The 25,606-nt window shown below is 62.4% G+C and carries 20 protein-coding genes and 2 pseudogenes; 9 read left to right on the forward strand and 13 right to left on the reverse strand.

Annotation, left to right across the window (positions count from 1 at the left end):
• Positions 1-14: 14 nt before the first annotated feature.
• Positions 15-1,067 carry an NAD(P)-dependent alcohol dehydrogenase gene (locus BFN10_RS22200; RefSeq protein WP_071491452.1) on the forward strand — a complete coding sequence of 351 codons (1,053 nt, stop codon included), beginning with the start codon at positions 15-17 and terminating at the stop codon, positions 1,065-1,067.
• On the opposite strand, the gene BFN10_RS22205 is transcribed toward BFN10_RS22200, so the two are convergent.
• The 8 genes from BFN10_RS22205 to BFN10_RS22240 all read right to left on the reverse strand — a co-directional run bounded on the left by BFN10_RS22205 (position 1,068) and on the right by BFN10_RS22240 (position 10,391).
• Positions 1,068-1,871 carry an IclR family transcriptional regulator gene (locus BFN10_RS22205; RefSeq protein WP_071491453.1) on the reverse strand — a complete coding sequence of 268 codons (804 nt, stop codon included), beginning with the start codon at positions 1,869-1,871 and terminating at the stop codon, positions 1,068-1,070.
• A 183-nt stretch (positions 1,872-2,054) separates the two neighbouring features.
• A complete protein-coding gene (gene araH, locus BFN10_RS22210; RefSeq protein WP_028617559.1) occupies positions 2,055-3,020 on the reverse strand; it encodes an L-arabinose ABC transporter permease AraH in 966 nt (321 codons plus the stop codon).
• 17 nt (positions 3,021-3,037) lie between these two features.
• Positions 3,038-4,537, reverse strand: coding sequence for an L-arabinose ABC transporter ATP-binding protein AraG (gene araG / locus BFN10_RS22215; protein WP_071491454.1), 1,500 nt, complete (start codon positions 4,535-4,537; stop codon positions 3,038-3,040).
• Positions 4,534-5,535, reverse strand: a complete 1,002-nt coding sequence (locus tag BFN10_RS22220; protein ID WP_071491455.1) for a substrate-binding domain-containing protein — start codon at positions 5,533-5,535, stop codon at positions 4,534-4,536. The genes araG and BFN10_RS22220 overlap by 4 nt, the downstream gene beginning before the upstream one ends.
• A 36-nt stretch (positions 5,536-5,571) precedes the next feature.
• Positions 5,572-6,435, reverse strand: a complete 864-nt coding sequence (locus BFN10_RS22225) for an SMP-30/gluconolactonase/LRE family protein (protein ID WP_071491456.1) — start codon at positions 6,433-6,435, stop codon at positions 5,572-5,574.
• A 36-nt stretch (positions 6,436-6,471) separates the two neighbouring features.
• Entirely contained in the window at positions 6,472-8,052 is a 1,581-nt protein-coding gene (locus BFN10_RS22230; protein WP_071491457.1) for an aldehyde dehydrogenase (NADP(+)), read from the reverse strand.
• Positions 8,053-8,063: 11 nt separating this feature from the next.
• Positions 8,064-9,053 (reverse strand): AraD1 family protein, encoded by a 990-nt coding sequence (araD1, locus tag BFN10_RS22235; RefSeq protein ID WP_071491458.1) that lies wholly within the window; start codon positions 9,051-9,053, stop codon positions 8,064-8,066.
• A 15-nt stretch (positions 9,054-9,068) separates the two neighbouring features.
• Positions 9,069-10,391 carry an MFS transporter gene (locus tag BFN10_RS22240; protein WP_071491459.1) on the reverse strand — a complete coding sequence of 441 codons (1,323 nt, stop codon included), beginning with the start codon at positions 10,389-10,391 and terminating at the stop codon, positions 9,069-9,071.
• Between the two features lie 193 nt (positions 10,392-10,584).
• Between BFN10_RS22240 and BFN10_RS22245 the strand changes: the two genes are divergently transcribed.
• Positions 10,585-12,321 (forward strand): IlvD/Edd family dehydratase, encoded by a 1,737-nt coding sequence (locus BFN10_RS22245; RefSeq protein ID WP_071491460.1) that lies wholly within the window; start codon positions 10,585-10,587, stop codon positions 12,319-12,321.
• A 48-nt stretch (positions 12,322-12,369) separates the two neighbouring features.
• Complete coding sequence (locus tag BFN10_RS22250; protein WP_071491461.1) at positions 12,370-13,092, forward strand: FadR/GntR family transcriptional regulator; 723 nt, start codon at positions 12,370-12,372, stop codon at positions 13,090-13,092.
• A 70-nt stretch (positions 13,093-13,162) separates the two neighbouring features.
• Here BFN10_RS22250 and BFN10_RS22255 read toward each other — a convergent pair whose 3' ends face one another.
• Positions 13,163-15,280, reverse strand: coding sequence for a TonB-dependent siderophore receptor (locus tag BFN10_RS22255; RefSeq protein ID WP_071491462.1), 2,118 nt, complete (start codon positions 15,278-15,280; stop codon positions 13,163-13,165).
• Positions 15,281-15,471: 191 nt separating this feature from the next.
• Positions 15,472-16,563, reverse strand: a complete 1,092-nt coding sequence (locus tag BFN10_RS22260; RefSeq protein ID WP_071491463.1) for an NADH:flavin oxidoreductase/NADH oxidase — start codon at positions 16,561-16,563, stop codon at positions 15,472-15,474.
• A 92-nt stretch (positions 16,564-16,655) separates the two neighbouring features.
• Here BFN10_RS22260 and BFN10_RS22265 point away from each other — a divergent pair, with 92 nt between their 5' ends.
• The gene (locus BFN10_RS22265; protein ID WP_071491548.1) at positions 16,656-16,955 is read left to right on the forward strand and encodes an ArsR/SmtB family transcription factor; all 300 of its coding nucleotides are present in this window, start codon (positions 16,656-16,658) and stop codon (positions 16,953-16,955) included.
• 16 nt (positions 16,956-16,971) lie between these two features.
• Here the strand turns inward: BFN10_RS22265 and BFN10_RS22270 are convergent, their stop codons facing one another.
• Both BFN10_RS22270 and BFN10_RS22275 read right to left on the reverse strand, forming a co-directional pair.
• Positions 16,972-17,997 carry a GGDEF domain-containing protein gene (locus tag BFN10_RS22270; protein ID WP_071491464.1) on the reverse strand — a complete coding sequence of 342 codons (1,026 nt, stop codon included), beginning with the start codon at positions 17,995-17,997 and terminating at the stop codon, positions 16,972-16,974.
• 26 nt (positions 17,998-18,023) lie between these two features.
• A complete protein-coding gene (locus tag BFN10_RS22275) occupies positions 18,024-18,887 on the reverse strand; it encodes a hypothetical protein (RefSeq protein WP_071491465.1) in 864 nt (287 codons plus the stop codon).
• A 448-nt stretch (positions 18,888-19,335) separates the two neighbouring features.
• Between BFN10_RS22275 and BFN10_RS22280 the strand changes: the two genes are divergently transcribed.
• The 3 genes and pseudogenes from BFN10_RS22280 to BFN10_RS30210 all read left to right on the forward strand — a co-directional run.
• Complete coding sequence (locus BFN10_RS22280; protein WP_071491466.1) at positions 19,336-20,226, forward strand: bestrophin family protein; 891 nt, start codon at positions 19,336-19,338, stop codon at positions 20,224-20,226.
• Positions 20,227-20,370: 144 nt separating this feature from the next.
• A pseudogene (locus BFN10_RS30205) lies at positions 20,371-21,450 on the forward strand (HAMP domain-containing protein); the annotation flags it as partial.
• A 321-nt stretch (positions 21,451-21,771) separates the two neighbouring features.
• Positions 21,772-22,314 (forward strand): annotated as a pseudogene (locus tag BFN10_RS30210) (methyl-accepting chemotaxis protein); the annotation flags it as partial.
• Between the two features lie 43 nt (positions 22,315-22,357).
• Here the strand turns inward: BFN10_RS30210 and BFN10_RS22290 are convergent.
• Positions 22,358-23,728, reverse strand: a complete 1,371-nt coding sequence (locus BFN10_RS22290; RefSeq protein WP_071491468.1) for an APC family permease — start codon at positions 23,726-23,728, stop codon at positions 22,358-22,360.
• A 139-nt stretch (positions 23,729-23,867) separates the two neighbouring features.
• Here BFN10_RS22290 and BFN10_RS22295 point away from each other — a divergent pair, with 139 nt between their 5' ends.
• Both BFN10_RS22295 and BFN10_RS22300 read left to right on the forward strand, forming a co-directional pair.
• Positions 23,868-24,626, forward strand: coding sequence for a helix-turn-helix transcriptional regulator (locus BFN10_RS22295; protein WP_071491469.1), 759 nt, complete (start codon positions 23,868-23,870; stop codon positions 24,624-24,626).
• A gap of 80 nt (positions 24,627-24,706) precedes the next feature.
• Positions 24,707-25,597 (forward strand): proline iminopeptidase-family hydrolase, encoded by an 891-nt coding sequence (locus BFN10_RS22300; RefSeq protein ID WP_071491470.1) that lies wholly within the window; start codon positions 24,707-24,709, stop codon positions 25,595-25,597.
• Positions 25,598-25,606 lie beyond the last annotated feature (9 nt).

Below are 25,606 nucleotides of genomic sequence, written 5' to 3' on the forward strand. Positions count from 1 at the left end.
TGCGAGGTTTCCCCATGTACACCGCCATCGGTTATGCCGCCCAGTCGGCCACCACTCCCCTCGCCCCCATGTCCTTCCAGCGCCGCAGCCCGCGCGCCGATGACGTGGCCATCGAGATCCTCTACTGCGGCGTCTGCCACTCCGACATCCACCAGGCTCGCAACGAATGGGGCATCGCCGTATACCCGCTGATGCCGGGCCACGAGATTGTCGGCAAGGTCACTGCCGTTGGTGCCAATGTCACCGCGCACCAAGTCGGCGACCTGGTCGGCGTCGGCTGCATGGTCGACTCGTGCCGTCACTGCGACGCCTGCAAATCGGACCTTGAGCAATACTGCCTCGAAGGCCCGACCATGACCTACGCCACCCCGGACCGCGTAGACGGCAGCAACACCATGGGTGGTTACTCGGACAGCATCGTGGTCAGCGAACACTTCGTGGTGAAGATCCCGGCCAAGCTCGACCTGGCCAGCGCGGCACCGATCCTGTGCGCCGGCATCACCACTTACTCGCCGCTCAAGCACTACGGCGTGAAGGCCGGCGATAAGGTCGGCGTGCTGGGCATGGGTGGCCTGGGCCATATGGGCATCAAATTCGCCAAGGCGATGGGCGCGGAAGTGACGTTGTTCACCCGCTCGGCAAGCAAGGCTGAGGAAGGTCGTCGCCAGGGTGCCGACCATGTGATCGTGTCCACCGATACCGAGCAGATGAACGCCGCCGCCGGCAGTTTCGACTTCCTGCTGGACACCATCCCGGTGCAGCACGACCTGAACCCCTACCTCGACGTGCTGCGCTTTGACGGCGTGCATATCCTGGTGGGCCTGATCGAACCGGTCGACCCGCCCGTCAACGCCGCCAAGCTGGTGCTGGGCCGTAAAGTGCTGGCCGGTTCCTTGATCGGTGGCATTGCCGAAACCCAGGAAGTCCTGGATTTCTGCGCCGAGCACAACATCACCTGTGATATCGAAATGCTCGACATCCGCCATATCAACGAAGCCTACGGCCGCATGATCGCCGGCGATGTGAAGTACCGCTTTGTCATCGACATGGCGACCTTGAAGGCCTGATCAGGCCTTCGCGCCCAACTCCGCCGACAGCCGGGCTGCGACCTGTTTGACCACGGGGATCAGCTCGGCCATCTTCTCCAGCGGCATGTAGGGCACGGTACTGGCGATGCTGATGCCGGCGACGATGCGCCGGCTGGCATCGCGCACCGGTGCTGCTACGCAGCGGATCGACGGTTCGTTGTCTTCCAGGTCGAACGCATACCCACCCACCACGTATTCACGCATGCGCTGCTCGAACTGCGCCCAGGATTGTTCCGGGTGCTGCGGCCATTGCAGGCTTTTCCCACCCGCCGGCAGGCTGACGTCGTACAGGCGCTGCCACTCCTCCACCGTGTCATCCAGCAGCAATGCCTTGCCGATCCCGGTCCGCGCCAGCGGCATGCGGTGGCCGACCCGCGAGCGCATTTCCGGGCCATTGCGGCCGGGGTTTTTGTGCAGATAGAGCACATCGTCGTATTCACGGATGGCCAGGTGGATGGTGTCACCGGTCAGCGCCGACAGCTCATCCAGATACGGAATGGCCAGGGTCACCAGTGGCAGCTCTTCGCGCGCCTGGAACCCCAGTTCGATCAACTTCGGCCCCAACAGGTAACCCACTTGCGGCACCACGCGCAGGTAACGCTCCTCCACCAGGCAACTGGCCAGGCGGTGGGTGGTGCTGCGAGTGGTGCCGATGCGCTTGGCGATCTCTTTCAGATCCCGCGCACCCGCCGCCACGGCCTGCACCACGCCCAGGCCGCGCAGCAGGGTCTGGGTGCCAGTGGGGGCGGTATCTTTGACGGGGATGTGGGCGTTTTCCTGCATATCGGGCCTATTAGTGTGAAAGCGGGGGCATTATGGCAAATACCGACCCTCAATACAGTGGCGATCCAAATGTGGGAGGGGGCTTGCCCCCGATGGCGGCACATCAGAAAAACAGGTATCCACTGACCCACCGCTATCGGGGGCAAGCCCCCTCCCACATTCGAATCTTCATAGGGCTAGGGATCAGCGTTGCTTCATGCGGTCGATGATGACCGCCAGCAACAGGATCGAACCACGGATGACGTACTGGTAGAAGGTATCGATGTTCTTCAGGTTCATCGCATTCTCGATGATCGCCAAAATCAACACCCCGGCAATCACATGACGGATCATGCCGATGCCGCCACTCAACGACACCCCGCCCAATACACACGCCGAGATCACGGTCAGCTCGAACCCCTGCCCAATCATCGGCTGGCCCGAGGTCATGCGCGAGGCGAGAATCACCCCGGCCAGGGCGCCGATCAAGCCATGCACGGCAAAGATGATGATCTTGGTGCGATCGACGTTCACCCCGGCCAGCAACGCCGCTTCCTGGTTACCACCGATGGCCATGGTGTTGCGCCCGTAGGTGGTGTAGTTGAGCAGCCAGCCGAAAAACACAAAGCACAGCACGGTGATGATGATCGGCACCGGCACGCCCATCAACTGGCCGTTGCCGAACACGAAGAAACCCTCATCCATCACCCCCACCGCTTTGCCGTTGGAGAAGATATAGGCCAGGCCGCGTACGATCTGCATGGTCGCCAACGTCGCGATCAATGCATTGATGCGCAGCTTGGCGATGACGATGCCGTTGATCAGCCCCACCACCAGGCCCATGGCCAACGCTGCCGACACACCGAGCACCACGCTGTCAGTGTCGCGGATCACGATGCCCGCGACCACGCCGGCACACGCAATCACCGAGCCCACCGACAAGTCGAAATGCCCGGAGGCCAGGCAGAACAACATGGTGCACGCGGCAATGCCCACGGTGGAAATCGCCAGGCCCAGCCCGCGCATGTTCAGCGGTGAAAGGAAGTTATCGATAAACAACGCGCTGAGCACAAAGATGCTCAACGCGGCGAGTAGCATCACCCAGTCATCGAGGAATTTGCGCTGGTTGAAACCCGGCCAGAAGCCCTTTGCAGTTTTTACCTCGGACATCATTCACCTCGAATTCTTCAAGCCCGCGAACGCGGGAGAGCCAGTTGCAACAGCCGTGCTTCATCCGCCTGGTCGCGGGTGAGTTCGCCGGTCAGGGCGCCTTCGCTCATCACAAGGATACGGTCGGAAATCCCCATCACTTCCATCAGGTCGCTGGACACCACAATCACCGCAATGCCGCTGGCCGCCAGGTTATGGATAATCTGGTAGATCTCCGACTTGGCGCCGATATCGATGCCTCGCGTTGGCTCATCCAGCAGCAGCACTTTCATCGGCATCGACAGCCATCGGCCAAGAATGGCCTTCTGCTGATTGCCACCGGACAGGTACATGATTTTCTGTTCGGCGTTCGGCGTCTTGACCTTCATGCTTTTGATTTGCCGGTCGGCGTTGGCCTTTTCCCAACCGTCGCGCAGCAGCCAGCCGAACGCAGAGTGGGCGCCACGCGCACTGATATTGATGTTCTCGGCAACGCTGGACAGCGGGATGATGCCTTCCTTCTTGCGGTCCTCCGGGCACAGCAGCACGCCGGCGGCGATGGCATCGCGGGGTGAATGCAGCTGCAGTGGTTGCCCGCAGAGCTCCAGGCGTCCTGCGGCGCTGCGGGTCAAACCACTCAGCAGCCGAAACAGCTCCGTGCGCCCTGCCCCGACCAAGCCGAACAGGCCGAGAATCTCGCCCTTGTGTACCTGAAGGCTGACCGGCTCACGCAGGCCCGGGCCAAGCAAGCCCTCGACCTTCAGCGCCACCTCGCCCTGTTCACGCGGGCGGTAGTCGTAAATGTCCTGGATATCGCGACCCACCATGCACGTCACCAGTTGGTCGTGGGTCAGCGCGCTCATGTCCTCGAAGGTGCGCACGTAGCGGCCGTCCTTGAACACCGTGACGGCGTTGCAGATGCGGAACACTTCTTCCATGCGGTGGGACACATAGAGCACCACTTTGCCCTCATCGCGCAGGCGCGTGATGATCGCCATCAGGCGGTCGATCTCCCGCGCCGACAGGCTGCTGGTCGGTTCGTCAAAGGCAATCACATGGGCGCCACGGGACAGCGCCTTGGCGATTTCCACCAGTTGACGCTGGCCAAGGGACAAGCGCCCGAGTTTCTCGGCCGGGTCGATTTCATCCGCCAGCCCCTTGAGGCACGCGAGGGCCTGCTTGCGCAGGAGCCCCCGGTTGACCACGCCGAAACGCGACGGCAAGTGGCCAAGGAACAGGTTCTCGGCCACCGTCATTTCCGGCACCAGATGCAGTTCCTGGTGGATCACCGCCACGCCGCTGGCAATGCTGTCGGCGGCGCATTTGAAGGCCATGGTCTGCGCGCCGATGTGCAGCGAGCCGCTGTTGGGAATGTAGGCGCCGCCGAGGATCTTCAACAGCGTCGACTTGCCCGCACCGTTCTCGCCCATCAGGGCGTGCACCTGCCCGGGGTGGGCGGTAAAGCTGATGCCATCCAGCGCCTTGACCCCGGGAAAGGTCTTGCCGATGCCGTCAAAGCGCAGGGCCGCAGCGGTCATTGCCACAACCCGATCTTGGTCAGCTCTTCCTTGAAGTTGGCGCGGGTGATCAGCGTCACTTCGTCCATCGCCGTGTATTTCGCAGGCTCGGTGCCTTTAGTGACCCAATCGAACATCATCTTCGCAGTGTTGTAGCCCTCGATATGCGGGCTGGGCAGCATGGAGCCAAAGAAGCCGCTTTCAGGCTTTTTCAGTTCGCCAATGGCGTCGGTGCCATTGATGCCGATACCGATCACATTGGCGGCCTTGAAGCCGGCGCTTTCGGTGGCGCGTACGCCGCCCAGCACGGTGTTGTCGTTCATGCCGCCGATGATCAGGTTTTTCGCGCCGCTGGGCAGCTTGACCAGCGCCGAGTTGGTGGCGTCCATGCTGCCGGGTACGTCGAGAGTCTTGGCGGCGGTGAACAGGATGTGGTCCTTGGGCATGCCGGCTTCTTCCAGGGATTTGACCGAGCCGTCGGTGCGTTTCTTGCCGGTGTCGAGTTCGTTGAAGGTGTTGATCACCGCGTAGGTGTCCTTCCAGTCCCAGCCGCGTTTTTTCGCTTCGGCCGCCATCGCGGCGCCCTGCTTCTGGCCCACTTCAAAGGCCGCCATGCCCAGGTAAGGCACGTCCTCCATGAAGTTGCCCTTGGCGTCGACAAAGCGGTCATCCACGGCAATGACTTTCAAACCGTTGGCCTTGGCCTTGGCCACGATGGCCGGGCCGAGGGACACGTCCGGCGGGCAGATCACAAAGCCCTTGGCACCATTGGCGGCCAGGCTGTCGATGGCCGACAGGGTCTTCTCGCCATCGGGCACGGCGATCTTGATCACGGTGAAGCCATGCTCCTTGCCGGCTTTCTCGGCGAAGGCCCATTCGGTCTGGAACCACGGCTCCTCGGCCTGCTTGACCAGGAAGCCGATCTTCACTTCTTCAGCGGCCAGCAACAGCCCGCTCAAGCTCATGGCCGAGACCGCCACAGCGGCGCAGCACAGGGAACGCAAACCACGACGATTCATACGGGTGACTCCTTGTTGTTGTTTTTAAAGGGGGACTTATCCGGCAAAGCGATGACAGGGTTTTCCAGGCACATCGACCTCGATGGCCAATACCGCGCCATCCAAGGGGTGTTCCAACGGGCTGGCCGCGCTGGTGATGTACAGGGTGGTGAGGTTCGGGCCACCGAACACGCAACTGGTGGGGCGGCTGACGGGCAGCTCGATGATGCGGTCGACGGTGCCGTCGGGCGTGAGGCGCAGCAGGCAACTGCCATCCCAGCGGGCGTTCCAGATGTAGCCTTGTACATCCATGGCCGAACCGTCCGGCCCGCCACGTTCGTGGGGACCGAACCACGCCTGCGCGGATTCGAGTTGGCCGTCTGGCTGGATAGCGTGGCAGTACAGCGTGCCGTCCAGGCTGTCGCCGAAATGCACCTGCCGACCGTCATCACTCCACAGCAAGGTGTTGGGAATGCCCAGGCCGCTGAGCAACGGTGTGACCTGCGCATCGGCATCGATACGAAACAGGCCGCCGGAGCGTCGCGTGATGGGCAGGTCTTCACCCTGCTCGCCAATATTGTTCTGCATGGTGCCCAGCCACAGCCGGCCCTGGGCATCGCAGCGTGCTTCATTGCCACGGTTGCCGGGTTGCGGGTCGGCCACGCACAGCAGGGTCAGGGCCTCGGTGGCCAGGTCGAGGCGGTACACGCCGCTGCTCAGGGTCACCAGGGCATCGCCGCCCTCACACGGGATGAACGCCGAGACATGCTCGGGCAACTGCCACACCCGCAACTGCCCGCCCATCAGGCGCAGTGCCTGTTTGCCGGCAATATTCACCCAGTACAGTGCCTGGGTGGGCGCGTCCCAGAACGGTCCCTCGCCCAATTGCGCACGGTGCGGGGTAACGGCGATACACGACATGATGCCTCCTGGATTGTTGTTGTTCTCAGGTGTGCGTTACAGCGGTTCGCGAGATGGTGTGCCATCCACCAGCCGCTGGATGCGCAACGGATTGGCGTTTTTCAACGCGTCGGGCAGCAGGCTATCAGGGTAATTCTGGAAGCACACGGGGCGCAGGAAACGCTCGATGGCCAAGGTGCCGACCGAGGTGCCACGGGCATCCGAGGTGGCCGGGTACGGTCCGCCATGCACCATCGAATCGCAGACTTCCACGCCGGTCGGGTAGCCGTTGAGCAGGATGCGCCCGACTTTCTGCTCCAGCAGCGGCGTGAGTTCGGCGAACTGTTGCAGGTCGGCGGGCTCGCCAATGATCGTCGCCGTAAGTTGACCGTGCAGACCGTGCAAGGCGGCGTTGAGTTGGGCCTGGTCGGCGACTTCGACGAACACGGTGGTGGGGCCGAAGACTTCTTCCTGCAGCACTTCATCGCCGTCGACCAACAGGCTCGCATCGGCCTTGAACAGCTGTGGTTGCGCCTGATTGCCGGCCTGCTGGTTGCCCGCCAGGTGCTGGATGCCCGGGTGCGCCAGGAGTTTTTCCAGGCCTTTGCCGTAGCTGCCCAGGGTGCCGGCGTTGAGCATGGTCTGGGCCGGTTGCTCGCCGATCAGTTGCGCGACTTGCTGGGTGAACGCGGTGAATGCAGGCGACGCGACACCGATGACCAGGCCAGGGTTGGTACAGAACTGGCCGCAGCCTTGTACCACCGAGGCGGTCAGGTCACGCGCGACGCTGTCGGCGCGCACGGTCAGGGCCTGGGGCAATACGATCACCGGGTTGATGCTCGACATCTCGGCAAACACCGGGATCGGCTGCGGGCGCGCCGCCGCCATGTCGCACAAGGCACGCCCGCCCTTGAGCGAGCCGGTAAAGCCCACCGCCTGGATCGCCGGGTGCTTGACCAGCGCCTCACCCACGCCACCGCCGAAGATCATGTTGAACACACCGGCCGGCATCTCGGTGGCCTCGGCCGCGCGGATGATCGCATCGGCCACGCGTTCGGCGGTCGCCATATGCCCGCTGTGGGCCTTGAACACTACTGGGCAGCCTGCCGCCAAAGCAGCCGCTGTATCACCGCCCGCCGTAGAAAATGCGAGGGGGAAGTTGCTCGCGCCAAACACCGCGACCGGCCCCAGGCCGATGCGGTATTGACGCAGGTCCGGGCGTGGCAGCGGTTGGCGGTCGGGCAGTGCCTTGTCGATGCGCGCACCGTAGAAATCGCCGCGACGCAGCACCGTGGCGAACAGGCGCATCTGGCCGCTGGTACGCCCGCGCTCGCCCTTGATGCGTGCAGCCGGCAGCGCGGTTTCGCGACAGACCAGTTCGACAAAATCATCCCCCAACGCGTCCAGCTCATCGGCCACCGCATCCAGGAACTGTGCACGGCGCGATGCGCTCAAGGCGCGGTACGCAGGGTAGGCCTGCGCGGCAGCCTTGGCGGCGGCGTCGACTTCCTGCGGCGTGGCCTGGAAAAAGGCCTGGGGCAAGGCTTCGCCGGTGGTGGCATCGACGCTGTGCAAGGTCACGCTGCCGTTGGCGCTGCGCTGGCCGCCGATGTAGTTGTGGCCGAGAAACTGAGTCATGGGGTTCTCCATTAAAGGGTGATGACATTGCCGGGTTCGAACGCCGCAGCGCTGCTGCCGACACGGTTGACCAGCGGCGCACCGAACTCGGCCTGGCTGATCTCGAATACATCGCCGACCTGGGTCCGTATACCGTCGGCGAATGACAGCGTGGCGGTGCCGAAGAAGTGGATGTGCACATCGCCGGGCTTGAGGAACTGTTGGTATTTGAAGTGGTGGTACTCAAGGTTCTCCAGGCTGTGGCACATATTGGCCTCGCCGCTGAGGAACTCGTTCTGCCAGATCACTTCGCCGTTGCGCAGAATGCGGCTGGTGCCCGCCAGGTGCTGGGGCAACTCGCCCACGCGCAACTCCGGGCCGTAGCTGCAACTGCGCAGTTTGGAATGGGCCAGGTACAGGTAGTTCTTGCGCTCCATGATGTGGTCGGAGAATTCGTTGCCCACCGCAAAACCGACGCGATAGGGCTTGCTGTCCGGGCCGATCACATACAGACCACCGATCTCCGGCTCTTCACCGGCATCCTCGGCAAACGGTGGCACCGGGAAGGCTGCGCCGGGGCGCACCACGATGCTGCCGTCGCCCTTGTAGAACCACTCGGGTTGCACACCCGCCTGGCCAGCCGGTGGACGGCCGCCCTCCACGCCCCATTTGAAGATGCGCATGGTGTCGGTCAATGCGCTGTCGTCGCCGGCCTGGTGCATCTTGTCCCGCGCCGAGGCACTGCCCAGGTGAGTCAGGCCGGTGCCGCTGATCAGCATATGGGCCGGGTCCGGGTGGTCCAGCGGCGGCAGAATTTTCAAGTCGGCCAGCAGCGCGGCGTAGTCATAGCTGTCGCCCAGGCCCAGGCTGTCCACGTGTTGCGCCAGGCCTACGCCGGCGTCGATGGCAGCCAGGGCCAATTCGCGCACGCTGCGGGCTGTCTGTACTTCGCGCACCTTGGTGGCGTCGACCACGCCGACACGGCGGTCTCCGTTACGCAACTCGAACTGAACTAAACGCATGACTGTTCTCCTGGATTAAGGTCGGGTGGCGCCACGGGCACTGGCGGCAAATTGGTCGGCAGGCAGGACGTGCCTGCGCTCGAGCAGGCGGTAGACCACAACGGTCAGGACCAGCCCGAACAGCATCACCCCGGACAAGAAGTACAGGCCCGAAGCGAGGTTGCCGGTGTATTCCTTGAGCGCGCCGATCACGAACGGGCCGATATAGCCGCCGAGGTTGCCCACCGAGTTGATCAACGCAATGCCCGCCGCCGCACTGGCGCCCGCGAAGAAGCGCCCGGGCAAGGTCCAGAACACTGCCGTGCAGGAGAACATCGCGAATGCCGCCAGGCACAGCGCCGCCATTTGCAGCACCGGCACACTGAGCGCGGCACTGAAGAACAGGCCAATGGCGCCCAGCACGTAGAGCACCGCAAGGTGGCCGTAGCGGTCGTTCAAACGGTCGGAACTGCGCGGGATGATCAGCAGGCCGATGATGCCGAAGAGATACGGCACCGCAGAGATAAAGCCGGTGACCAGATCAGTGCCGCCGAACTGCTTGATCAGGGTCGGCAGCCACAGGCCCAGGCCGTAGATGCTCAGGGTCACCGGCAGGTAGAACAGCGCCAGCAGCAACACGCGTTGGTCTTTCAAGGCATGCAGCGGGTTGCCGTGACGGGTCTGGCCGTAGGTTTGCAGGTCTTTGGCGAGTTCGCCGGTGAGCCAGGCCTTTTCGTCGTCGCTCATCCAACTGACCTGTTCAGGGCCATCTGGCAGGAAGCGCAGCACCGGCCAGGTCAGCAGGATCGCCGGGGTGCCAATCACGATGAACAGCCATTGCCAGCCGTGCAGGCCAAGGATGCCGTCCATGCCCAGCAAACCGCCGGACACCGGACCGGTGATCATCATCGCGATGGGTTGCGACAGGATGAACAGCCCGAGGATCTTGCCGCGATGGCGCACCGGGAACCACTGGGTAATGTAGTAGAGAACGCCGGGAAAGAACCCCGCCTCCGCCGCGCCGAGCAGAAAGCGCATCACATAGAAGCTGTGCGGGCCCTGCACAAAGGCCATGCCGATGGTGATGGCGCCCCAGGTGATCATGATCCGCGCAAACCAGCGGCGTGCGCCAAAGCGGTCGAGCATCAGGTTGCTGGGGATCTCGAACAGGAAGTAGCCAATGAAGAACAACCCCGCACCCAGGCCATAGGCAGCATCGCCAATGCCGACGTCGGCGCCCATGTGCAACTTGGCGAAGCCCACGGCGGAACGGTCCACGTAGGCGATCAGGTACAGCAGGATCAGGAAGGGAATCAGTTTCAGCGTGATGCGCCGAATAAGCCGCAGTTCCTGGCTCATGGGGGTCGATCTCCGATTGTTGTTTTTATAGAAGCTCGGGGGACGCCTCTCGCGAAAATCCGCCAGGGTCATACCTCAGTTGAGATCGACTATATAGTAGGACTATTTACAAAACAACTCTTCCAAAGCAGCGTTTTTGCGCTTATGTTTAAGCACGCATAGAACATATAGTCATACAATAAGAGAATCGATCATGCCTGATAAAAAGCCCGGCCTCCGCTCCGCCCAGTGGTTCGGTACCGCCGACAAGAACGGCTTCATGTACCGCAGCTGGATGAAGAACCAGGGCATTGCCGACCATCAGTTCCATGGCAAGCCGATCATCGGCATCTGCAACACCTGGTCGGAGCTGACCCCGTGCAATGCACATTTCCGTCAGATCGCCGAGCACGTCAAACGCGGCGTGATCGAGGCCGGTGGCTTCCCGGTGGAGTTCCCGGTGTTCTCCAATGGCGAGTCGAACCTGCGTCCCACCGCCATGCTCACCCGCAACCTGGCGAGCATGGACGTGGAAGAGGCGATTCGCGGCAACCCGATTGACGGCGTGGTGTTGCTGACCGGCTGCGACAAGACCACCCCGGCCCTGCTGATGGGCGCCGCCAGTTGCGACGTGCCGGCCATCGTGGTCACCGGCGGGCCGATGCTCAACGGTAAGCACAAAGGCCAGGACATTGGCTCGGGCACCGTGGTGTGGCAGCTCAGCGAACAAGTGAAAGCCGGCACCATCACCCTGGATGATTTCCTTGCAGCCGAAGGCGGCATGTCGCGCTCGGCGGGCACCTGCAACACCATGGGCACCGCGTCGACCATGGCCTGCATGGCCGAGGCACTCGGCACTTCCCTGCCCCATAACGCGGCGATTCCGGCGGTGGATGCGCGGCGTTATGTGCTGGCGCATATGTCGGGCATGCGTGCCGTGGAGATGGTGCGCGAAGACTTGAAGCTGTCGAAGATCCTCACCAAAGAGGCGTTTGAAAACGCGATCCGTGTGAACGCGGCCATCGGCGGCTCGACCAATGCGGTGATCCACCTCAAGGCCATCGCCGGGCGCATCGGCGTAGAACTCGACCTGGACGACTGGACCCGCATGGGCCGTGGCATGCCGACCATCGTCGACCTGCAACCTTCGGGGCGCTTCCTGATGGAAGAGTTCTACTACGCCGGCGGCCTGCCCGCCGTGCTGCGCCGCCTGGGTGAAGCCAACCTGATCCCGCACCCGAATGCCCTGACCGTCAACGGCAAGTCCCTGGGCGAGAACACCAAGGACTCGCCGATCTACGGCCAGGACGAGGTGATCCGCACCCTCGACAACCCGATCCGCGCCGACGGCGGCATCTGCGTGCTGCGCGGCAACCTGGCGCCGCTGGGCGCGGTGCTCAAGCCCTCCGCCGCCAGCCCGGAACTGATGCAGCACCGTGGCCGTGCGGTGGTGTTCGAAAACTTCGACATGTACAAGGCGCGCATCAATGACCCGGAGCTGGACGTGGACGCCAACTCGATCCTGGTCATGAAAAACTGCGGCCCCAAGGGCTACCCGGGCATGGCCGAGGTCGGCAACATGGGCCTGCCGGCCAAGCTGCTGGCCCAGGGCGTGACCGATATGGTGCGAATTTCCGATGCACGCATGAGCGGCACGGCGTACGGCACAGTGGTGTTGCACGTGGCGCCGGAAGCCGCTGCCGGCGGACCATTGGCCACGGTCAAGGAAGGCGACTGGATCGAACTGGACTGCGCCAACGGCCGCCTGCACCTGGACATCCCCGACGCAGAGCTGGCGGCACGCATGGCAGACCTGGCGCCTCCGCAGAACCTCATCGTCGGCGGCTACCGCCAGCTGTACATCGACCATGTGCTGCAGGCCGACCAGGGCTGCGACTTTGACTTCCTGGTGGGTTGCCGTGGGGCGGAAGTCCCACGGCATTCCCACTAATTGGGATGCTATGATGCCGCGTCTTTAAGCCAGAGCCTCCCCGTCGTCATGGATCACCAGCCGCCCAAGCCGCGCAAGAGCCAGCATGCCCAGATCGTTCAGGACTTGGGCATGCACATCGTTTCCGGCCGCTTCAAGCCCGAAGAACGGCTGCCCATGGAGGCCACGCTCTGCGAGGAGTACCAGGTCAGCCGCTCGGTGTTGCGCGAAGCCACGCGGGTGCTCAGCGCCAAGGGCCTGGTGTATTCCAAGCCACGGGTGGGCGCGGTGGTGCGGCCGCGATTGAAGTGGCACCTGCTCGACCCGGACGTGTTGTCCTGGTTGATGCAGTCCACGCCCCACAGTGAGTTCTTCAACACCCTGGCCGGTGTGCGACGCATCCTCGAGCCGGAGATCGCCGCCATGGCCGCGACCACGGCTACCGATGAAGACATCGCCACCATCGAAAAAGCCTACCTGGGCATGGAAACCGCGCAGACCCACGAACAGCTATTGCAGGCCGACCTGGACTTCCACCGCGCCATCGCCGATGCCACCCGCAACGACCTGCTCGCCTACATGTGCAACATGCTGTCGCTGCCGTTGCGCGAGTCGATCAACATCACCAACCGCCGCCCGGACATCCAGGGCCTGAGCCTGCCCCGGCACAAGGCGATCCTCACCGCGATCCAGAACCGCGACGCCCTTGGCGCCCGGCATGCATCGCTGGTGCAGCTGGATGACACGCGGGTGGCTTTGGATACGGTGATGAACCTGCTTACGCCGCTCTGACTTCAAGGGGTACACAGAACCAAATGTGGGAGGGGGCTTGCCCTCTCCCACATTGAAACTGTGCTAGGCATTAGAGGGTGTAGGCGATGCCCACCTGCACCGTGCGTGGCGCGCCTGGGTAGGCGTAGAAGTTGCCGAACGCGCCCTCCTCGAAATCACGGTTGAACAGGTTCTTCACATCCAGGTTCAGGCGCACCTTGTCGTTGACCTTGTAGTAGCCCAGCAGGTCGACCACGGTGTAGGCGTCCATCGAGAAGGCGGTGTTGGAGGTCTGGCCGGCACGTTCATCGACGTATTTGGCGCCCGCGCCCAGCCCGAGCCCCTTGAGGCGGCCGTCCTGGAACTCGTAGACATTGAGCAGGCTGAAGCTGTTGCGCGGGATGTTGGCCAGGGGTGAGCCGACGCGGATGGTGTTGTCTTTGGTGACTTCGGCGTCGACGTAGGCGTAGCCGCCGATCACGCGCCATTCAGGGGTGAGGTTGCCGGCGACGTTGAGGTCGAAGCCGCGGCTGCGCACCTGGCCAGCGGCGACCTTGTAGTTGGCGTCTTCAGGGTCGGTGGTCAACACGTTCTTCTTGTCGATCTGGTAGATCGCTGCGTCCACACTCAACTGACGGTCCAGCCCTTCCCACTTGATCCCCATTTCATAGGACTTGCCCTTTTCCGGCTCGAAACCGGCACCGTCACGACTGGCGCCGGTGTTCGGCTTGAAGGACCGCGCGGCGTCGGCGTAGACCGCCAGGGTGTCGGTCAGGTCATAGGTCACACCGACACGGGGCGTGACCGCGTTGTCGCTGGCCTCCCAGCTTTGCCCGCCCTTCACATAGGTCTCGTACTGGTGCTCGAAGCGTTCGAAGCGCGCACCCGCCAGCACCTTCAAGCGTTCGGTGAGGGCCACCTGGTCCTGAACGAACGCGGCATAGGTCTTGAGGTTTTCCTTGTCATGGGTCGGCGTGCTGGTGAGCGCAGGGCGCGGCTTGCCGTAGACCGGGTTGAAGATATCGCTGGTGTAGGCGGCGGACGAACGCTGGATGATCGACTTGTAGTCGTAATCCTCAAACTCGACGCCGGTCAGCAACGTGTGATCAAAACCACCCGTGGAAAAATGCCCGGTGAGGTTGAGCTGGGTGTCTTTGTCGGTCCATTCCAGCTTGCGGTAGTTGAAGTTGCGGTTGAGCGTGTGGCCATCGGCAGCCAGGCTGTTGGCCTCGATGGCGTTGCCCTGCAAGGTGCCGTCCAACCATTGGAAACCACCGCCCAGGGTCCAGTTGTCATTGAGCAGGTGCTCGAAACGCAACTGGGCCATGCTGTTGTCGTTGTGCAACTTGCCGACGTCTTTATCGCCCCAGAAGGTGTCGCGCGAAGGCGTGCCTTTCTGATTGGCAAAGCGTGTCAGCCCGCGGTCCAGCGGGTGGTTGTTGCGCATGAAGTCGCCTTCGAAGATCACCTTGGTGTCGTCGCTGGCCTGCCAGGTGAGCACCGGGGTGACGCCGTAGCGCTCGGTCTCCACATGGTCGCGGAAGGTGTCGCCGCCCTCGCCCACCACGTTCAGGCGATAGGCCAGGCGGCCCTCCTCGTCCAACGGGCCGGAGGCATCCAGGGTGCCGCGCTTCATGCCCTGGTCATTCAATTGGCTGCCGAGAGTGACCGTGCGTTCGGCCAACGGTTGCTTGGTCACCACGTTGAAGGTGCCGCCGGGATCGCCACGGCCATAGAGCATGGTCGCCGGGCCGCGCAGCACTTCCAGGCGTTCGATGGTATTGGCGTCCGGCATGTTCGGGTAGCCACGGTTGATCGGGAAACCGTTGCGGTAGAACTCGCCGGTGGTAAAGCCGCGCACGGTGAAGGTGGTGAGGCCCTGCCCGCCGAAGTTGTTGGCGCGGCCGACACCGCCAGCGTAATCCAGGGCGTCTTGCAGGCGGGTGGCGCCGATGTCTTCGACCACCGCCCTGGACACCACGCTGATGGACTGCGGGGTTTCATGGATCGAGGTGTCGGTGCGCGTCGCACTGGCTGAACGTGTGGCGTGGTAGCCCTGCACCGGCCCTTGGGCGGTCTCGTAGTCCGCCTCGCCGGTGACATTGGTCGCTTGCAACTCAAGGCTGGCTTTCTCGGTAGCAGCAACCTCTGCCCAGGTGAACGGGGAAAACGCCTGAAGCACGCAGAGGGAAATCAGGGTACGACGCATGGGTGTGGAACCTAGTGAATGAGCCAGATGGGACGGCAAACCTGCCAAGAATTCGCGAGGGATGGTATATCAAGTCATTCGCGTTTGACATCTATTCTCATTCGCTATTTTTTGCGCATCGACTGTGTATCAGCGCTGACACAGGCGAAAAAAAGCCACTCAATCGAGTGGCTCATCGTTGACGCGTGACCTCAGCGATAACGTTCCAACCAATGCGCGTAAGGCGCAGGCAAGGTCCACGAGGACTTCTCGACCCCCAGTTCCTTGGCCGCGAAGTACGCCCAATGCGGGTCGGCCAGATGCGCACGCCCTACCGACACCAGGTCCAGGTGCCCGGCCTGCAACGCGCCTTCGGCCAGTTGCGGGGTGCCGAAGCCCCAGGCCGAAGTCACCGGGATACCGGCTTCGCGACGCACGCGCTCGGCGATCGGCCCCATGAACGCAGGCCCCCACGGGATGTGGGTGTCGGGGATGGTGAAACCGACGCTGACGCTCAGCAGGTCCAGGCCACCGGCCTTGAAACGGCGGGCCAGTTCGATGGACTCGGTGAGGGTCTGCTCGTCGCGACCGTCGTACTCGATCACACCGAAACGTGCGGTGAGCGGCAGGTTTTCCGGCCAGACTTCGCGCACGGCAGCCAGGGTTTCCAGGAGGAAACGGCTGCGGTTGTCGAAGCTGCCGCCGTAGGCGTCGGTGCGCTGGTTGGAGTGCTCGGAGAAGAAGCTCTGGCCCAGGTAGCCGTGGGCGAAATGCAGCTCGATCCATTCAAAACCGGCGTCGCGGGCACGGCGGGCGGCGTCGACGAAGTCCTGGCGCACCCGGGCGATGTCGTCCAGGGTCATGGCGCGAGGCACCTGTGGCAGGTTGGCACCGAAGGCGATGGCCGAGGGTGCGATGGTTTCCCAACGGCGGGCGTCGGAGGCGGCGATATGGTCGTCCCCTTCCCACGGACGGTTGGCGCTGGCCTTGCGGCCGGCGTGGCCAATCTGGATGCCCGGCACGGAACCGGCGGCCTTGATCGCCTGGACCATCGGCACGAACGCCTCGGCATGCGCATCACTCCAAAGCCCCGCGCAGCCTGGGGTGATACGACCTTCCGGCGCGACGGCAGTGGCTTCGACCACCACCAGGCCGGCACCGCCACGGGCCATGCTGGCCAGGTGCACGAGGTGCCAATCGTTGACGATGCCATCATCGGCCATGTACTGGCACATCGGCGGGATAGCGATGCGATTGCGCAGGGTGACATCTTTTAGTTGGAACGGTTCGAACAATGCGGCCATGGGGCAACTCCAGTGAGCAGGTGGTTGATTCGATAGTTCGATGGTAATCGAACTATGGTATTCAACGATAGCCCCCTGTTATGATTCATTTCATGCGAGCCTTCAAACACCCTCCCCTGCAAGACCTCACCCTTGAGCGCGTGCTATACGCCCTGAGTGATCCGGTGCGCCTGGAAATCGTGCGCTGCCTGGCCGGCGTGCCAGAGGCTACCTGCGGCGAACTGGACGGTGGGCGACCGAAGTCGAGCATGTCCCATCACTTTCGGGTGTTGCGCGATGCCGGGTTGGTGCAGACCCGCAGCGTGGGCACCACTCATCTGAATGCGTTGCGTGCGGACGATCTTGAAGGCCGCTTTCCCGGCTTGCTTGCGAGCATTCTGGCCCAGCACTAAGGCCCATCTGTCCGTTTCATCTGGAAGCGGTCACTGGCTCGCCATCCAGATACACGCAGTCCTTGCCATTGTGCTTGGCGGCATACAGGTTGCGGTCGGCGCATTTGAGTACCACTGACATATCGGCACCCACCGAGAAATGCGTCATACCCGCGCTGCACGTGTAGTGATGGGGCGGCGGGACACTGCCACGGATCGCTTGCAGCAGCCGCACGGCAAAATCAGTGGCCGCCCCAGGGTCATCTCCCACCAGCAACACGCCGAACTCCTCTCCCCCGATCCTGCCGAAGCTGTCGCTGCCCGGCGTGGCTTTCAGGCAGTGCGCCATCGCACAGAGAATCTTGTCACCGACATCATGGCCAAACTGGTCATTTTTCAACTTGAAGCTATCAATATCCAACATCATGAAATAGCCGCACTGCCCCTCGGCGATCACCTTGGCGAAACGTTCGATAAAGGCCCTGCGGTTAAGGATGGAGGTCAAGTAATCCGTTTCTGCCAGCTCCCGGAACTCACTCTCGACCAGCAACACAGAGCGCAGGTTCTTCACGTAGGAATAATTCAGGATAAAGCCGATCGACACCGACGCCAGGCAGAACATCACCAGGTAAACCTCAACCCCGACGTAGATCGACATATGAACAGCTGGCCACAGCATCGACCAGATCAATGCAGCGCCTATCAAGAAATCCTGGACTGCGATAAAGAGCAAGGCACTGCTCAGCACCAGAATCACCGCCAGCGGTAGAGCAAATACCTGCAACGCCTGATCGGTCTGCATCACCAACGCAAAGCCGCCGGCCAACACCGCCATATAGACCACACCGAACGCCCGCCAGGCCAGGAAATTGGTCAACCGCCGGTGAAATCGACACAAAGCTGTCAAACACACGGTAATGAGCACGGTGTACCACCCGAACTCCAGCACCGGATCCACCAAGAGCACCCACCACCAGGCAATCAGGCCTATCCATTCCGCCTGGGCAACAGCGGGCGACAATAACCTCTGCATCCTTGGCCTGAGCTTTAAGTCAGCCGGCATCTCAACACTCCCTGCGCATAAGTTGCCTATATTTTGCTGGCTTGGCCCAATTCGATACTTTGCAGGGTGATTGCAAATGAATACGCCATGAAACGGCGCACCAACTTTACAAAGGGCGGCAATACTTCCAACTGCGTCTTGGAATGCACTTTAAAGCAACCTTTTTCAACACCCTCCTGAACCAGACGAATCACATGGGTCTTGGACACTGAAAGTCGCGTCGCCAGTGAAAGATAAGAAGACGTCCTGAAACTTGCGCCCTGACAGTCCAAGGAACAGGCATCGTTATAAATCGCCAACATCAGCATATGTCCGGCATCGCGGTTAACCAGCCAGTCACATTCCGGCAGCAATACATCGATGGTCAGCTTATTTGAAAGAAGGGTGGCAAAACCTTTGAAATAAAGTGCCAGGAAGGCTCGGTCGTCCAACTCACTCATCCGCTGGACCTGCGCTTCACTGGGGCACATTGGTCCCAGCGGCTGCACCACGGAATTGAGCATCGACCTGACTTCATGGCAGGCCTGGGCCGATGGGCTGAACACTCGGAAACGGCTGTCGTCAGGGTGGCCGGCGACCTTCATGAACCCCAGTGCCCGGAACAGCAGGAAGATCGACTCCAGGCTGTTCCTGGAACAGAAGCCGCGAGCCACGCAGAACGCTTTCACGTCGGACAACAATGGCGCGGGCTTGGAGAAATATTCACTCAGCAGCGTGAAAGACACCATCAAACGGTTGAACTTCAGCGCTGTCTTGTAGAAAAACGGTCGTTTTGAATAGGGACCCAGCAGAATGGCGTAGTGCGCGCGAATACTGCATTCAAATTCCCCGTGACGTTCCAACACCTGCGCGGAATGATCCAACGCCCACTTCAACGAACTGACGCACATGAGAAAGAGCCCTGATCAACCTACTGGAATTCACTGATCGATGGCGCAGCACTTCTGCAACCAGGTCTCACAACAACTCACGTCGTAAACACCACCAGTGATGGCGTTTTGCCTCGAGCGCAATGTATCGCGATTAACCCGACAGACATCATCGCTACCAAAATTGTTCCAAAACGTATTGGCGTCCCTAAAACAACCCACTCATACACACCCATGACAGCTGCGGTGCTTCGCTGCCTTTAAATATATCCAAGCGTTGTGATGAAACTGTTCAATCGACCTGTTCGCCGATGCCATTGAATCCTGGCGGCACTGGAAGAACTGCGACGACTCTCACGGGAACCGGTGAGCGCCACTTAAACGATTCAGGCCCTGGGGCGAACCTTTCACCGCGACCCGCGTCCGAGCTAAGGCACCGTTGCCTGCCACTCACCGCGAGGTCCCCCGTTTGAAAGCCGCCATCCTCAAAAAGTACCGCCTGATCATCAAGACCATGGGCTACGTTGGCTGGGCGCTGTTCTGGCTGCTGCTGTGGGACGTCGCCGTCACCGTGGACTTCATGTTGTTTCTCACCTACAAGATCAATCTGCCGCTGATGCCCCTGACCCTGCTGGGTTCGGCGCTGGTGGTGCTGATCAGTTTCCGTAACAGCAGCGCCTACAACCGCTGGTGGGAAGCCCGCACACTGTGGGGCGCGATGGTCAACAACTCGCGCAGTTTTGCGCGCCAGGTGCTGACCCTGCTGGACGACCCCGACGACGAAGTGAACCCGGTCAAGGCCACCCTGCTGCGTCGTCATGTGGCCTATGTGAATTGCCTGGCCGCGCACCTCAAGGGCCAGCCTTGCCCCGAAGAAGTCCGCGCGTTTATCCCTGGTGACGAGTTTGCGCGCAACGGCGCCACCAACAACTTTGCCAACGATATCCTCACCGGCTCGGCGGCGTTGCTGGCCCGCGAGTACAAGGCCGGTCACCTCGACAGCATCCGTCTGGCGCGGCTGGAGTCGACCCTGGTGGACCTGTCCAACGCCCAGGGCGGCATGGAGCGGATCGCCAACACCCCGCTGCCCTACCCTTACGTGTATTTCCCGCGGCTGTTTATCTCGCTGTTCTGCCTGATCGTGCCGGTGGGCCTGGTGGAGTCCCTGGGTTGGTTCACCCCGCTGGCCTCGACGGTGGTGGGGTTCATGCTGCTGGCCATCGAGCGCATCGGCACCGACCTGCAAAGCCCGTTCAACTCCAGCGAACACCAGATCCAGATGGACACCATCTGCGAAACCATCGAAAAAAACCTGCAGTCGATGCAGCGTGATGCGCTGGGTGGCGAGCGCATCGGTTAAACCCTCCCTCAGCCCTCAAGTGCGTGCCCGCGCAGTCGATATACAGAGGGTACGCATGGGCCACACCCCTTAAAAACAACACATGCGACGCTCGACGCTACTGTTTTCTCCTTGCCAAAATTATAAATACCCGCGGGTGAAGTCATGAATATCAAGCAAAAGCTGACCTGGGCGTTTGCCGCCATCGCGTGCGTCCCGGTTATTTTGGTCGCTGTATTGGTTGTACTGAATCTGCGCGAGGGGGCCCAGGCCAATTTCCTCGACAGCAGCGGCCGCGAGATCCGCCAGATCGACAATGGCATGAAGCAGTTCTTCGACGGCATCAGCCAGAACGTCGAGTATGTGGCCAAGGACCCGCGCGTTGTCGCGGCCAAGGACCTCAAGAGCTACGCCGGCGCCGATGCCGCGCAAATCCCCCTCACTCCCACCAACACAGCGCTGCTGGAGATTTTCGACCAGTTCGCCAAGAGCCATCCGAGCACCGCCTACCTGTCCCTGGGCCTCGCCGACGGCGGTTACGCCAGCTGGCCCGACGACACCAAGCTGAACAACTACGACCCGCGCGTACGCCCCTGGTACCAGGCCGCCATCGCCGCGCCGGGTAAAACCGTGCGCACCGGGGCCTACTATTGGGCGCCGGACGACGTGACGCTGATCGGCACCGTGCACACCGTCACCGACGCCGCCGGTAAGATCCTCGGCGTGGTTGGCCTGGACGTGTCGCTCAAGCAGCTCACCGAGTTGGTGCGCAACATCAAGCTCGGCGACAGCGGCTACCTGATGCTAGTGGAAGGCAACGGCAACGTGCTGGTAGACCCCAGCGACGCCAAGCACAATTTCAAGCCCCTGGCCGATCTGGGCCCCAACTACGCCGAGCTGGCCAAGCGCGGCGACGGTGTGAGCCAGATCGATATCGATGGCGTGGCCTACATGGCCAACATGGTCAGCTCCAAAGACCTGGGCTGGCGCTTTATCGGCCTGATCAAACGCGACGAAGTAATGGCCGGCGCGACCCGCCTCACCTGGTTGATCGCGGCGATTGCCGCCGCGCTGGCCGTGGTCTTCGCGATTGTCGGCGCCAGTTTCGCCAGCGTGATCGTACGTCCGATTCGCGGCGTGGCCGACGGCCTGCAAGAGATCGCCGAAGGTGAAGGCGACCTGACCCGCCAGCTCAAGGTGCAGGGCAAGGACGAAACCGCCAGCCTGGCTGGCTGGTTCAACCAGTTCCTGAGCATGATCGCCCAGTTGGTACAGCGCATCGGCAACGCCTCGTCCGACCTGCAAACCGCCGCCGCCGACACCAGCGAAGTCGCGCACAACATGAACCAGGCCGCCGGTCGCCAGCGTGAAGCGGTGGAACTGGTCAGCACCGCGTTCAACGAGATGGTGGCCACCGCCAACGAAGTCGCGCGCTCCTGCAGTGCCGCCGCCACCAGTGCCGACGAAGGCTACCGCGATGTGCACGACGGCCAGCAGCACATCGGCGAAGCCACCGGCAGCGTGCTTCAGCTCAGCGAAGACCTGCAACGCTCGACCCAGACCATGCAGCAGTTGGAGCAGGACAGCAAAAACATCAACACCATCCTCGACACCATCCGCTCGATTGCCGAACAGACCAACCTGCTGGCGCTCAACGCGGCCATCGAGGCCGCCCGTGCCGGTGACCAGGGCCGTGGCTTTGCGGTGGTCGCCGACGAAGTCCGCGCCCTCGCCCGTCGCACCGCCGACTCCACCGGCGAGATCGACAGCCTGCTCGGCAACCTCGCCCGTCGCACCCAGGAAGTGACCCAGCAGATGCAAGGCAGCCTGCTGGTGTCCCACACCAGCGTGGAGCGCATCCAGCAGGCCCGCGACAGCTTCGACAAGATCCGTGGCTCGGTGGACTCGATCCGCGACCAGAACACCCAGATCGCCACCGCCGCCGAAGAACAGCACCAGGTGGCCGAAGAGATCAACCGGCACATCGCGCAGATCCATGCCGATGCGCAACTGGTCGAGGGGTTTGCCCATTCGGCGCAGACCGGGTCGGGTCGGCTGACGGATATTTCGGGGCAGCTCAAAGGGTTGGTGGGACGCTTCAAGTTCTGATTTATCCTCCGCAGGGGCCGGCTTGCCGGCTCCACAGGATCGGTCACCCCACCTGAAGCTCCGTGGAGCGCCCGGTGGCCTTGAAGAACACCAACACGACAATCCCCAGCGCAAGCCAGCACGTGCCGCCGACCTTGGCATAGATATCAGAATTGACCAGCACATAGCTGATGATCACAAAGCCGATCAATGGCACCAGCCCATGCACCAACCGACGACCGGCGCCGCGGTAGTGCCAGGCCACGGCGACATGAAGCAGCAGGAACGCACTCAGCGCACCAAAGTTGCACATCGACGCCAGCAGGTTGATCTGCCCCACGAAGAACAAGCCCAGCACCAGGCTCAAGCCCGCGACCAACAAGGTGGCGCGCTGCGGCACGCCGGTGACCGGGTGCACCTGGCTGAGAAACTGCGGCAGTTGGCGATCGCGGGCCATGGCAAACAGCAGGCGCGAGGTGGCGGCCTGGGCCACCAGGGAATTGGCGATGGCGGCGCCGATGGCCACGGCCAGGGCGATCACCACTTGCAACCACGGGCCTGCCACCAGGCGGCCGATTTCGTAGAACGCGTTGTTCGACGCATCGGCATCCGGGTACTGCACCAGGTTGGGCTGCAACAGCGCGGCCAACCAGGTTTGCACCATGAACAATGCCGCTACCAGGGTCAGTGCCCACAAGGTCGCACGCCCCACCGCCCGGCTACCGCCACGGGTCTCCTCCGACAGCGTGGAGATCGCATCGAAGCCCAGGAACGACAGGACCGCCACCGACAATGCGCTGAAGATCAGCGGCAGGGAAAACTCAGCCGGGTTGTACAGTGGCTTCAGGGTCCAACTGGCACCATTCACGCCGTTGCTGATCGCGATACTGGCCAGCACCACAAACACCACCAGCACCACCAGCTGCCCATAAAGGAACAAGCGATTGGCGCGCGCAGTGGTCTGGATACCGCGCAGGTTCACCAGAGTGTTCAGTACCACGAAAAACACGATCCACAATGGCTGAGGCACCGAGGGGATCACATTGGCCATGGCATTGGCACCGATCACATACAGCAACGTCGGCACCAGCAGATAATCGAGCAGGATCGCCCAGCCCGCAAGAAACCCCAGCTGGCTGTTCAGCCCACGCCCCACATAGGCATACACCGAACCGGCGACCGGAAACGCATGGGACATCTGCTGGTAGCTGATCGCGGTGAACAGCATGGCGACGAAGCCGATCAGGTATGTCAGCGGCACCATGCCGTGGCTGGCGTCGAACACCCCGCCAAAGATGGAGAATGGCGCCAGCGGCACCATGAACACCATGCCGTAGATCAGCAGGTCGCCCAGGCTCAGCTGGCGCTTGAGTTGTTGGGTATATCCGAAACGCGCAAGCTCCGCGCTGTCACCGGGGGTGGAAGGATCGATCATGATGACGCTCCGCAAGGGTTGGACAGAAGCTTCACTCTAGGGCGTTACAGGCCGGCAGCTGTATCCTGAAAAATACTAGGTTTTGGCCTTGGCAGATTGTTTGCTTGGAAAACCGCGCAACCCAACGCCCGGAGGCGCCATGCACACCGACCTGATGCGATTCAGCGAGCAACTCGCCCACACCACGACGCTGGACGCGTGCCTGGCCGAGGTTCAGGCCGCCACCGACCAACTGGGTTTCAAGACGCTGATCTACGATTACGCCCCCGTGCCGGTGAGCCACGAGGGGGCGCTGATCACACCGTCGGTGTTCAAGACCCTGAATGCCCCGACCGACATGCACACGTTGTGGTGTGAGCGCGGCTATTACCAGATCGACCCGGTGCAGCAATGCGCAGCCCGCCGGACCACGCCATTTGTCTGGTCATTCAGCGCGGACACGCACTGGAACGGCGCCCTCACCGACGCCCATCGCCCGGTGGCTCACTACATTCGCGACTATGGCTTGAGCACCGGACTGACCGTGCCGCTGCACTTGCCCGATGGCGGCTTTGCCACACTGACCGCCATTGTCGACGGCACGCCCGACGGCGCCGAACGACAAGCCCAGCACAACCTGGGCGAGATGCTGGTACTGGCCCATGCCTTCCAGTCCAGAGCCAGCGAGTTGCTGGCGCCGGCCGAACGCTGCTGCACCCACATCCACCTCACCCGCCGCGAACGCGAGTGCCTGCAACATTCGGCCAAGGGGCTTACGGCCAAGGGCATCGCCGCCACCCTCAACCGGTCCCAGGCCACGGTCAACCTGCACCTGGTGGGTGCCGCGCGCAAACTGGGCGCGCGCAACCGCGTGGAAGCGGTGGTCCGTGGCCTGCATTACCGGCTGGTGGAGATCTGAGAACCTATAACTTTTGCCAGTGCCCCTGACGGCACGCTTTGACTAGCCTGTACCTCATTGATCCCCAGGAGGTACACAGCATGCAGGTTCGCGAAGGTTATGCCGAGTTCCGTGGGCACCGGACATGGTTCCGGGTCACGGGCGATCCGGACTCGGGGCGCCTGCCCCTGATCGTTGCCCACGGCGGCCCCGGTTGCACCCACGACTACGTCGACAGTTTCAAGGACCTGGCCGCCACCGGTCGGGCGGTGGTGCACTACGACCAGATCGGCAATGGCCGCTCGACCCATCTGCCGGATGCGCCCCGCGAATACTGGGTGGTGGACCTGTTTCTCGCCGAACTGAACAACCTGATCGCTCATCTGGGTATCCGTGATTACGCGCTGCTCGGCCAATCCTGGGGCGGCATTCTGGGGGCCGAGCATGCGGTACGCCAGCCGGTCGGCCTCAAGGCACTGATCATCGCCAACTCGCCGGCGTCCATGGCGCTGTGGTCCGAGGCCGCGAATGAGCTACGCCAGGCACTCCCTGCGGATGTGCAGGCAACGCTGCAACGCCACGAAGCAGCAGGCACCACCTCCAGCGCCGAGTACCGCGCAGCATCGGACGTGTTCTATGCGCGCCATGTATGCCGCATCCAGCCGATGCCCGCCGAAGTGGCGCGCACCTTCGCTGCCATCGATGCGGACCCCACGGTCTACCACGCCATGAACGGCCCCACCGAATTCCACGTGATCGGCAGCATGCGCGATTGGACGATCATTGATCGCTTGCCTCGCATCCAGGTGCCGACGCTGTTGATTTCCGGTCGCTACGATGAAGCCACCCCCGCAACGGTGCAGCCATTCGCCGACGGAATCGCCAACGTGCAGTGGCAGATATTCGAGGCGTCCAGTCATATGCCCCACGTGGAAGAACGAGAAGCGTGCATGGCCTGTGTGGCGGCATTTCTGGAACGGCAACCGAGCTAGCATGCCGGG

This window comes from Pseudomonas extremorientalis, assembly GCF_001870465.1.
Lineage (GTDB): Bacteria > Pseudomonadota > Gammaproteobacteria > Pseudomonadales > Pseudomonadaceae > Aquipseudomonas > Aquipseudomonas extremorientalis.